Annotated in this window: 12 protein-coding genes; 7 read left to right on the top strand and 5 right to left on the bottom strand. The window is 69.8% G+C overall.

Translation table 11 applies throughout. The features are described from left to right. Positions 1–629 (top strand): alpha-hydroxy acid oxidase (locus tag AB4Z18_RS12230; protein ID WP_441782951.1); only part of this gene is annotated, 629 nt, incomplete at its 5' end. Positions 630–769: 140 nt separating this feature from the next. On the opposite strand, the gene AB4Z18_RS12225 is transcribed toward AB4Z18_RS12230, so the two are convergent. After that, a complete protein-coding gene (locus AB4Z18_RS12225; RefSeq protein WP_441782950.1) occupies positions 770–1,063 on the bottom strand; it encodes a hypothetical protein in 294 nt (97 codons plus the stop codon). A gap of 104 nt (positions 1,064–1,167) precedes the next feature. Here AB4Z18_RS12225 and AB4Z18_RS12220 point away from each other — a divergent pair, with 104 nt between their 5' ends. From AB4Z18_RS12220 to AB4Z18_RS12210, 3 genes are read left to right on the top strand one after another with little or no spacing between them, the layout of a single operon-like run. Further along, on the top strand, positions 1,168–1,674 hold the full coding sequence (locus AB4Z18_RS12220) for a MarR family winged helix-turn-helix transcriptional regulator (RefSeq protein ID WP_441782949.1): 507 nt from the start codon (positions 1,168–1,170) through the stop codon (positions 1,672–1,674). After that, positions 1,671–2,342: an NADPH-dependent F420 reductase gene (locus AB4Z18_RS12215; protein WP_441782948.1), complete on the top strand. Its 672-nt coding sequence runs from the start codon at positions 1,671–1,673 to the stop codon at positions 2,340–2,342. Before AB4Z18_RS12220 ends, AB4Z18_RS12215 begins: the two co-directional genes overlap by 4 nt. 29 nt (positions 2,343–2,371) lie before the next feature. Beyond that, positions 2,372–3,475 carry an LLM class flavin-dependent oxidoreductase gene (locus AB4Z18_RS12210; protein ID WP_441782947.1) on the top strand — a complete coding sequence of 368 codons (1,104 nt, stop codon included), beginning with the start codon at positions 2,372–2,374 and terminating at the stop codon, positions 3,473–3,475. Positions 3,476–3,479: 4 nt separating this feature from the next. On the opposite strand, the gene treS is transcribed toward AB4Z18_RS12210, so the two are convergent. The 3 genes from treS to AB4Z18_RS12195 form a co-directional block, all read right to left on the bottom strand. Continuing rightward, positions 3,480–5,822, bottom strand: coding sequence for a maltose alpha-D-glucosyltransferase (gene treS / locus AB4Z18_RS12205; protein ID WP_441782946.1), 2,343 nt, complete (start codon positions 5,820–5,822; stop codon positions 3,480–3,482). A 73-nt stretch (positions 5,823–5,895) separates the two neighbouring features. Next, on the bottom strand, positions 5,896–6,336 hold the full coding sequence (locus AB4Z18_RS12200) for an SAP domain-containing protein (RefSeq protein ID WP_441782945.1): 441 nt from the start codon (positions 6,334–6,336) through the stop codon (positions 5,896–5,898). A 149-nt stretch (positions 6,337–6,485) separates the two neighbouring features. Further along, positions 6,486–7,127 carry an NAD(P)-dependent oxidoreductase gene (locus AB4Z18_RS12195; RefSeq protein WP_441782944.1) on the bottom strand — a complete coding sequence of 214 codons (642 nt, stop codon included), beginning with the start codon at positions 7,125–7,127 and terminating at the stop codon, positions 6,486–6,488. A 169-nt stretch (positions 7,128–7,296) separates the two neighbouring features. Here AB4Z18_RS12195 and AB4Z18_RS12190 point away from each other — a divergent pair, with 169 nt between their 5' ends. The 3 genes from AB4Z18_RS12190 (at position 7,297) to AB4Z18_RS12180 (ending at position 8,611) form a co-directional block, all read left to right on the top strand. Beyond that, positions 7,297–7,662: a hypothetical protein gene (locus AB4Z18_RS12190; protein WP_441782943.1), complete on the top strand. Its 366-nt coding sequence runs from the start codon at positions 7,297–7,299 to the stop codon at positions 7,660–7,662. Positions 7,663–7,664: 2 nt separating this feature from the next. Then, the gene (locus AB4Z18_RS12185) at positions 7,665–7,958 is read left to right on the top strand and encodes a hypothetical protein (protein ID WP_441782942.1); all 294 of its coding nucleotides are present in this window, start codon (positions 7,665–7,667) and stop codon (positions 7,956–7,958) included. Positions 7,959–8,026: 68 nt separating this feature from the next. Continuing rightward, positions 8,027–8,611 carry a YdeI/OmpD-associated family protein gene (locus tag AB4Z18_RS12180; protein ID WP_441782941.1) on the top strand — a complete coding sequence of 195 codons (585 nt, stop codon included), beginning with the start codon at positions 8,027–8,029 and terminating at the stop codon, positions 8,609–8,611. Here AB4Z18_RS12180 and AB4Z18_RS12175 read toward each other — a convergent pair whose 3' ends face one another. After that, positions 8,612–10,078, bottom strand: coding sequence for an MFS transporter (locus AB4Z18_RS12175; RefSeq protein ID WP_441782940.1), 1,467 nt, complete (start codon positions 10,076–10,078; stop codon positions 8,612–8,614). It lies immediately after the preceding gene. Positions 10,079–10,185 lie beyond the last annotated feature (107 nt).

The following is a 10,185-nucleotide window of genomic DNA, read 5'->3' as shown; positions in this document are numbered from 1 at the left end:
GGACGATCGTGAACGCGATCCCGCGGCCGTGGTGGTGGTACGACTTTTTGACCACCCCGAAGCTGGAGTTCGCCTCCCTGTCCGCCACCGGCGGCACCGTCGGTGACCTGCTGAACGCGGCGATGGACCCCTCGATCAACTACGACGACCTGAAGGTGATCCGGGAGATGTGGCCCGGGAAGCTGGTCATCAAGGGGGTGCAGAACGTCGACGACGCGCGCACTCTGGTCGATCATGGGGTGGATGGGATCGTGCTCTCCAACCACGGCGGCCGCCAACTCGACCGCGCACCCATCCCCTTCCACCTGCTCCCCGAAGTGGCCCGGGAGGTGGGTCAGCACACCGAGATCGCGATCGACACCGGCATCATGAACGGCGCCGACATCATCGCCGCCTACGCCCTCGGTGCCAAGTTCACCCTGATCGGGCGGGCTTACCTCTACGGCCTCATGGCCGGCGGCCGGGAGGGTGTGGACCGCACCATCCAGATCCTCACCGACCAACTCATCCGCACCATGAAACTGCTCCAGGTCACCACCCTCGCCGAACTCGGCCCCCACCACGTCACCCAGCTCACCCGACTCCAGCCGGTCCGCCGCGACCCAGCCGCCGAAAACGCCGACCGCTAACGAAGGACCAACCAGCGTCGGAGAAACCCGCCCAAATCTCCGACGCACCGCGGTGCGGATGGAGATCCGCGCCTCCATCGCACACATCTCCGACGCCGGCCGCCCGATCTCCGACGGAAGCGAAGGAGGGGGAGCCGCGGCTAGCGGGGGGTGTACTCGTAGACGACGGCGGAGAAGTGGTCCTCGAGCTCGTCCCACGATTCGGGGCCGTGGAAGGCCAGCCGGTACTGCACGTTGAGGAGCGGGCCGAGCACATCCAGCACGTCCGGGTGGAACGGGGTGCCGGGCGGGAAGCCCAGGCCGAAGCTGTGGATGATGCTGTCGTCGGCCGCGCGCAGCCACACTCCCCAGCCCTGCGCGACCGGTGTCGCGACCACCCGGAACACGTGCGCGGGGTCGTAGTCGGCGGGGAGGGCGTCCGGCAGCTCGGTCATGCTGCAACGCTACAAGGCGTCCTGTGCGGCGGGAACAATTCGACGCCTGCCTCGGTTGATTGACATGTCAGCTACACCGGCTGGCACGAGGAAACGAGGACGGGATGACCGAACCAGACACCGCCGAACCGCTCGCCGAGCGGCTCACCGAGCGCGAACTGGCCGTCTGGCGTTCCCTGCAGGACACGACCGCGGACCTCCGCCGCCTGCTCGCGGCGGAACTCCAACGGGTCGAGCTCTCGCCCGGCGACTACGCAGTGCTCCTCGCGCTCACAGAGGCGGAGGGCCGCTCGCTGCGGTCGTCCGAACTCGCCGACGCGATCGACTGGGAGCGCAGCCGCGTCTCCCACCACCTGGGGCGGATGGAACGCCGGGGGCTGATCCTCCGCACCGAGTGTCCCGGCGACAACCGCGGCGCCCTCGTCGTCCTCACCGACGACGGCTACGACGCCATCCGCAGGGCCTCCGGCCCGCACCTGCGTGCGGTGAAGCGCCTCTTCGCCGACGCGCTCGACCCGCAGCAGCTCGAGAACCTCGCCGAGGTGCTCGGAAGCATCCGCCAGCACCTCGACGCAACACCGCTCGAAACCAAGAAAGGACACGCAGCATGAACACCGGCACGACACGACCGCGCGTCGCGATCCTCGGCGTCGGGCACGTCGGCTCGGCGCTGGCGCGCATCCTGCTCGACGCGGGCTACCCGGTGGATGTCGCAGCCTCCGGTGACCCGGCCCGCATCCAGCTCATCGCCTCCGTCGTCATGCCCGGGGCGCACGCTCGCTGGGCCGCTGACGCCGTCGCCGACGCCGACGTGGTGATCCTCGCGATCCCGCTCCACCGCTTCGCCACGCTCGACCACGGGATGCTCGCCGGCAAGATCGTCATCGACTCCATGAACTACTGGGCGCCGACCGACGGCGTGCAGCCGCTGTTCGAGGATGCCTCGCTCACCAGCAGCGAGGTGGTCCAGGAACGGCTCGCCGCATCCACCGTCGTGAAGTCCTTCAACCACATCGGCTACCACGAGATGGAGGAGGACCGCCGGCCCGCCGGCGACCCCGACCGCCGTGCGCTGGGCGTCGCCTCCGACGACGCAGAAGCCGCAGCACTGGTCGCCTCCCTGATCGACGACGTCGGGTACGACGTCGTCATCGCCGAACGCCTCCGCGACGGCGTCGCCTTCGAACCGGGCGGCCCCGTGTTCGGAGCGCGCCTGAACTCAGGAGAATTCCGGACGGCCGTCGCCGGCGAGCTGATACCCGCCGACGCCGCCGCCTGAACCACATCCCACCCGGAAAGAACCCACAAATGAACACCGCACCCGAATCCACCACCACCGAGCCCACAACCGAGCCCACAACCGAGCCCACCACCCCCGAAAAGCGCTTCCCGCTCAGCTTCGGCCTGAACACCTTCGGCGACGTGACGAACGACGCCGACGGCCGGCCGATCAGCCAGGCCCAGACCATCCGCGACCTCGTCGGTCACGCGGTCGCCGCCGAGGAGGCGGGTCTCGACTACTTCGGCATCGGCGAGCACCACACCGACGACATGCCCCTCTCGGCGGCCGACGTGGTGCTCGGCGCGATCGCCGCGCGCACCGAGCGCATCCACCTCGGGTCCGCCGTCACCGTGCTGAGCTCGGACGACCCGGTCCGTGTCTTCCAGCGATACTCCACGCTCAACGCGCTCTCCGGCGGTCGGGCCGAGGTCATCCTCGGCCGCGGCTCGAGCATCGACTCGTTCCCGCTGTTCGGCTTCGACCTGAACGACTACGAAACGCTGTTCGAGGAGAAGACCAACCTCTTCGCCCACCTGTTGCGCGGCGGCCCGGTCACCTGGGAGGGCACGACCCGGCGTGGCCTGCGCGACCAGGATGTGGTCCCGCACCTCGACACGCCCCTTCCGACCTGGATCGGCGTGGGCGGCAGCCCGGAGTCGGTCATCCGCACCGCCCACTACGGCTTCTCGCTGATGCTCGCCGTCATCGGAGGTCCGGTGGCGCGGTTCGCGCCCTACGCGGAGCTCTTCCACAAGGCGCTCGAGCAGTTCGGACAGGAGCCGCAGCCGATCGGCCTGCACTCGCCGGGGCACGTCGCGGCGACCGACGAGCAGGCGCGTGAGGAGTTCTGGCCGCACTACCGCGACATGATCACCAAGGTCAGCGCCACCCGCGGGTTCGCGATCCCGACCGAGTCGTCGTTCCTGCGCGAGATCGGCCCGGACGGCAGCCTCTACGTCGGCTCGCCCGAGACGGTCGCCGCCAAGATCGCGAAGAACCTGCCCATCGTCGGGGCGAACCGCTTCGACCTCAAGTACGGCATCCCCGGCATGACCGACGAGTCGCTGCTCACCGGCATCCGGCTCTACGGCGGCGAGGTCGTGCCGCGCGTGCGCGAGCTGCTCGGCTGAGCACTCACTCGGCCGGCGTCCGCTGCAGCACCAGGAACCGGGCACCGTAGGCGGGGACGCTCACGGGGAAGCTCGCCAGGTCGTCGACGGTCCCCACCTCGCTCCCGTCGGCGGCGTCCGTCACCAGGGCGCGGTGGGGGAGCGCCTCCGACCGGACGGTGCCCTCCACCTGCTCGCCGGTCATGTTGAGCACGGTCAGCTGCACGATCGGCAGGTCCTGCTCGTCGAGCGACTCCAGCTCGTGGACCATGACGAGCATTCCGGGATGGGCCACATCGGGCACGTCGACCTGGCGTGCCGTGGCGATGCCCCAGCGGTTCCGGATGCGCAGCAGGTCGCCCAGGCGGCTCGCGAACGACGTGCGGCTCTGCAGTTGCTCGGGCAGCGTTCCGTACAGCGAGCGGGCCCGTGGCATCCCGGAGGACGACCGCTGCGCTTCGGGCGCGACGCCGAGCAGGTCGTGGGCGCCGCGCTCCACCCAGCGCGTGTCGCCCTGGGCGATCAGGTCCTCGACCTCGGAGCGGGGGATGGTCAGCGAGCCGAGCAGGTCCCATCCCGAGAGCGCGAACACGCCAGGCTGCCAGGCGTTGAAGGCGGCGAGCAGCAGGTGCGCGTCGCGGATCGCCGGGATGTCGGCCTCGGTGATCGAATCGAGCGTCGCGTGCCCCTGGGTCGCGGCGATGAGGGACGCCGACGTGCAGGCGATGCCGTTCGTTGTGAAGACGAGGTTGTAGTCGGCGGTCGGCTGCGTGATCGCCTCCACCAGGTCTTGGCGGATGCGGTGGGCCAGCTCCCCGCCGGTGATCTCCTCGCCGCGGAACGTGTACACGTCGTTCTGATGCAGCGTCGCCCAGTGAACCAGCTCGTACGTTAGCTCGTCGTGGTTCTGCATCCCATGCACCAGGCTGACGGGTTCGACGCCCAGCTCGAGCGACGTGCGCAGCGTCAGCCGCAGGAACTCGGTGTCGCCGGTCGCGAGGGCGTGGTGGTAGGCGGGGCGGTTGATGAAGTCGTACGACAGGTCCGCGCCGACGGCGCCGGTATCGCGGATGTCCTCGACGGTCAGATTCAGCTCCTGGAATGTGAAGCCGCCGACCTTCCGGACCATGCCCGCGATGATGTGGTTCGCCGCGTGCGACAGCGGGTGGCCCTCCGACCAGGCGGGCATCCCCTCGGCGCTCTTCTCGACGCCGAGGAAGCCGTTCGCATCCAGCCGCAGTGCGCTCGTGCCCAGATCGCCCAGCGAGTGCAGGGCGTCGCCGATCACCAGGCGCATGCCCGAGAAGGTCGGATCCAGCCAGTTGACCGACGGCTGGCCCTCCTTGAAGTAGTGCAGGTACACCCAGCGGCGAGTGACTCCGTCGACGCCGATGACGGGAGCCGTGACGCTCCAGTTCGTCTCCTTCACGCCGGGCGAGAAGAAGATGACGCGCTGCAGCTCGCCGATGATGTAGCCGCGGGCGGCGAGCGCCGCCTCCGTCGACTCGTCCAAGTTGATGGAGTCGCGGCCCTCCGGAACCTCCGGGAGGAGATGCCACTCGTCCGGCGGGATCTCGACCATGTGGTAGATGCCGGGGTAGTCCTTGTACGCCATCTCCGCCAGGCGGAAGTCGGCGCCCTTGCCGGTGTGGCCCGGGACGATGTCGTCGATGACGCTGCCGCCGTGCTCCTCGGCGACATCGGTCATGCGGCGGAAGGTCTCCTCATCGCCGAAGGCGGGGTCGATCTGCGTGCCGATCCGGTCGAAGTGGCCGTCGACGCTCGGCGTCTCCTGCCAGCCGCGGATGCCGCCCGCGCGCTTCACCGGGCCGGTGTGGACGCCGTTGATCCCGATCCGCTCGAACGCCGACCACAGCTCAGGGTCCGCGAGCGCCGTCAGGAACGACTCGTGCGGGCGCGTGATGAGCGAGATCGGATACGCGGTGAACCAGACGTCGGACGTCGAGACGGCGCGGCGCGCATCCGGCCGGGCGTACGGGTTCCGCCACATGCTCGGCGAGCCGGACAGCTGGCGGCTGAGCACATCCGCATCCTTCAGCATCGACTGCCGGACCAGCCACTCGACGTAGGCGGGGTTCTGGCCGTTCGCGGCACGCGGGTCGGAGAACGTTCGGCGGATGCTTCCGCCGCGCAGGTTCGCACGCGGGCGGAGGCGGCGGGGGCGCGCCGGATACAGCTGCTCGTCGTAGGTGATCTCCTGCATTTCCGGGACGGTTTCTTCCGTCTCCTCTGCCGTTTCCTGCGGCAGGGTCTCCGCTTCATCGAGCGGCTGGGCGTGCTCCGCCGTCACCGCGTCGTGCTGAGTCACCGCGTCCTGCTGCGTCACCTCGAGTGCCTCGTCGTCCACGTGGTCTCCTTCCGTGACTGCCACCGTAAACCCGGAATGGTGCCCAGTCTCCCGGGGCGGCCGATTCGGTCGGTCACTCGCTGAGACGCTCGATCAGCTGGCCTTTGTTGAGCTGGGAGACGTTGCGGAGTCCGCGAGCGCGGGCGGCATCCCTGAGGGCCTGGACGGTGAGGTGGTCGAGCTCCGGATCATGCGGCGCCGACGTGGCGACCGATCCGGCGAACTCGGCGGCCGTGTCGACCCGGTCGTCGCGAACGGAGGGCAGGGGAGGGGTGAGGTCGAGGGGCGCGTCGGCGCCGGATTCGGGGGTGGAGCCGCTACTGGAGCCCTTGTCGCCGTTTTTGCCGCTGCCCTTGCCGCCCAGCTTCGCCACCTGGTCCCGCAGCGCGTGAGCGCGCTTCTTCGCCTTCTTCTTGTTCAGCCGGTCGACTGCGTCGATCGCGTCGGCCACTGCTTCCTCGGCCCGCTTGAGGGCCTTCTCCGCCGCCTTTTCGAGCTTCTTCTGCTTCGCCACGCCATCTCCCGTTCGTCGTGCGAGGGGTTCTCCTTGAACGGTGCCACGAGGTCGCCGCCCGGGCAAGACGCAGTGCCGAGATGACCGGGTTGACGCAACACGCCGTCGCGGCACTTGGCCGGACGGCGTGTTGCGTCAACTCGGCGGGCTCAGTAGGCGAAGTGGATCTGCGCGCGGCTGCGGGTCGGCGCCTCGATCTCGTCGAGCACGGCCTTCGCGAAGTCCTCGCCGCCGATGAGGGAGACGCCCTCGTCGTCGAAGAGCGCGACATCGTCGCCGACGCGATAGGTCCCGCGCGGCTCCTGCTGGGGCGCGTACGAGCCGTAGGTCCCGGCCGGGCTGACGAAGAGCCAGTCCAGGCCCTCCGGAGCGTTCTCGATCAGATCCGAGAGAACGGCGTTCAGCTCGCGGGCCTCATCCGCGAACGCCGGCGGGATGTCGTCGCCCTCGGCGAAGCGCGGGGCGTCGGGGGCGGGACGCAGCGAGCTGAAGCCGCCGATCACCACCAGCCGGGCACCGGATGCGACGGCGAGCTCGGCGAGATGGCCGTAACGTCGCCCGAGCGTGCCCGCGCTGTCGCCGCGCGGCGACACGGTCGCCACTATCACGTCCGCGCCCTCGATCGCGCTCTCCGGCTCGTCGGCCGACCCGGTCAGGTAGGTGACGCCCTGCACCGGCTCGCTCGGCTCCGAACGGCTCAGCGAGGTCACGCTGTGACCGCGTGAGGCGGCCTCCGCAGCAAGGTGGGACCCGGTGAATCCGGTCCCTCCGATGATCGAGATCTTGGCCATGTCGTCGCCTTTCGCCGGGGCGACCGTCGCCCCTTACGTTTGTCGAACCGGGCCCCGTCGGGCTTTCTTCCGCGTTTCGGATTGTGACGGACCACGGGTGCGCTCTGACCCACGCCTCCCGCGATGTCAACGGGATGCGCGCACGCGAATCCGGCCTACCGTCCAGGTCATGAAGCACGTGACCTATGCGGACAAGTCGCTGCTGGTGGGCGACGAGGCGGCGGACCTTCTGATGAGCTACGCGACGGCTCTCGGCCAGACCGGGGGAACGGATGCGGTGACCTTGCGGGCGATCGGGGTCGACGGGAACGAAGTGGAAGCGACCTTCCTGCTGAGCCCTGCCGTGGTGCTCATGGTCGAGACGGCCAGCACGACCGCGACGGAGCCGGACAACATCGGCGCGGTCCGCTATCTGCGGGAGCGGGTGGAGGCGCTGGCGGAGCCATTTGCGCCCGATCTCGCGGGCGGCCACGATGCAGCCGAGATCAGCGACGGCCACGACACCGCCGAGGGCGACGAAACCGAGCAGGAGTGAGCATGGGGATGTTCAGCGCGGGCAAGTCCACCGTCTTCTACATCGTCGGAGCGGTGCTGGTCATCGCGGGGGCGCTCTGCCTCACCCGGTACGGCGTCGAGACACCCGGGGCGAACGACACCGGACAGTACGTCGCCTGGAACCTGGGCTTCACCGTGGGTGCGGCCATCCTGCTCGGGGTGGGAGTGCTGCTGCTGGCGACCGGTTACGTCCGCGGCTGGAGGCGCAAGGCCGAAGGTCACGGGGGCCCGTCGCGCGACCTGGAGCCGGGTGCGACAACGGAGGTCCGCCGCTAGGTTCCTCGCGAGGAGCGCATCCCGATGGTCCTGGCGCGCTGTCGGAGGTATGCGCAATAGTGGCAATCATGGCGCCGACGGACACCGACCACCTGATCGTCGCCGATGCCGCCGCGTGGCGCGACTGGCTCACCGCCAACGAAGAGTCGTCCGACGGTGTCTGGCTGGTGCTCGCGAAGAAGGGCACCACGGAACCGACCTCGCTGACCTACGCCGAGGCGGTGGCCGAGGCCCTGTGCGGCGGATGGATCGACGGTCAGCGGCGCTCGCGCGACGACACGACATTCCTCCAGCGGTATACACCGCGACGCGCTGCCTCGCTCTGGTCGGAGCGCAACATCGGCCTGATAGCGGCGCTCCGCGCGGAGGGGCGGATGCGCCCGCGCGGTGAAGCCGAAGTCGACCGCGCGAAGGCGGACGGCCGCTGGGAGCGCGCCTACGCCGGCGCGTCGTCGGTCGTGGTGCCGGATGACCTCGTGGCGGCGCTGGCGGCCTCGCCCGAGGCGGCCGCGCAGTTCGAGCGCCTGAACGGCCAGAACCGGTATGCCGTCCTCCACCGCGTCATCACCGCCCCGAGCGCGACCAGCCGCGCGAACCGGCTCGCGAAGCTGGTGGCGATGCTGGCGCGCGGTGAGACTCCATACCCGCAGTAGTCACGTGGATTGAGCCGGCGTCTTCCCCGCCTTCTGCCGCTCCCGCAGGTCGACCAGCCCGACGACCAGCGCGACCGCGAGCAGAGCCAAGGTCACGAGGTACCCGGCCCGGACCGCCGCGTGGTACTGGTCGACCGGGTGGTTGCCGCCGCCCGGGACCATGGCGAAGAACACGGCCGTCACCAGAGCGACGCCGACGGCCGTCCCGATCCGCTGTCCGAGCTGCGCGATGGAGCCGGCGGCGCTGCCCTCCTCCGGCGGCACCTCCGACAGGGTGAGCGTCTGGTTCGGTGAGATCACGAACCCGCCGCCGATGCCGCCGATGAGGGTCGAGGCGGCCATGAACCACTCGGCCGAGTCGGGCGGTGCGAGCGTCGCCGAGGCGAGCAGGGCGCCGATGCCGACGATCACAACGACGAGTCCGACGACGACCAGGGCGCGTCCGAACCGGTTCACGAGACGGCCTCCGACGAACGCTGAGACCGCGGCGCCGAGGGCGAACGGGACGCTCACGAGGCCCGCGGCAAGCGGCTGGGCGTGGAGCCCTTCCTGCAGGAACAGCGTCGTCACCAGGAAGCTCGCGGGGAGGCCGCCGAAGTACACCGTGGCGATGAGGATGCCGTTGCGGTACGAGGCGAGCCGGAACAGGTCGAGGTGGATGATCGGCGACAGTCCGCGACGGGCGTAGCCGCGCTCCCAGAGCAGGAACGCGGCGCCGAACGCGGCGAACGCGGCGAGCCACAGCCAGCGCAGCGGGTCGTCGGTGGAGGATCCCGTGGTCAGGAGGAACGGCAGCATCAGCCCGAGGATGGTGCCCGCGAGCAGCACCAGCCCGACCGGGTCGAGCTCGGTGCCCGAGCCACGCTCCTGGGTCCGCGGCAGGAAGCGCAGAGCGAAGAACAGCGCGACCGCCCCGCACGGAACGTTGAACCAGAACAGCAGGCGCCATCCCTCCTCCGCTCCGCCGAGGGCGATGAGGGATCCGGCGAGGCTGGGCCCGATGGCGGTGGCGATGCCGACCATCGCCCCGAACACGCCGAACGCGCGCCCACGCTCCTCGCCTCGGTAGAGCTGCTGGATCATCCCGAGCACCTGCGGCATTTGAACGCCCGCGGCGGCGCCCTGGAGGAAGCGGGTGACGGTCAGCCAGACGATGTTCGGCGCCAGAGCGCACAACGCGCTGGCGAGGCTGAAGCCGACGAGGCCGATGACGAACATTGCACGGCGCGAGCGGGTGTCGCCGAGCCGCCCCGACGGGATGAGCGTCAGGCCGAACGCCAGCGCGTACCCCGCAACGATGAGCTGCAGCTGAGTCGAGTCGGCATGCAGGGAACGCTGAATGGAGGGGAGCGCGACGTTCACGCCCGACAGATCCAGGATGGTCAGCGCGCCGACGGCGATGGACACCGCGAATGCGGGCGCACGGCCGCGATTCTCGGTGCGGGATGCCTGCGAGACGTCGGTCACGCCGACACCGTACGCCCGGCTGGGCGGGTCGCGTCATGACTGGTGGTCGACGCAGTCCTTGTAGGTGAGGCCCGACGGCGGGCTTCGGGTCGTGGACTGGATCGCGC

Source organism: Leifsonia sp. 2TAF2 (assembly GCF_052115085.1).
In the GTDB taxonomy this organism is placed as follows: domain Bacteria; phylum Actinomycetota; class Actinomycetes; order Actinomycetales; family Microbacteriaceae; genus Leifsonia.
Note: the sequence above shows the minus strand (reverse complement) of the source record. Positions and strands in the feature narration are given on the sequence as shown.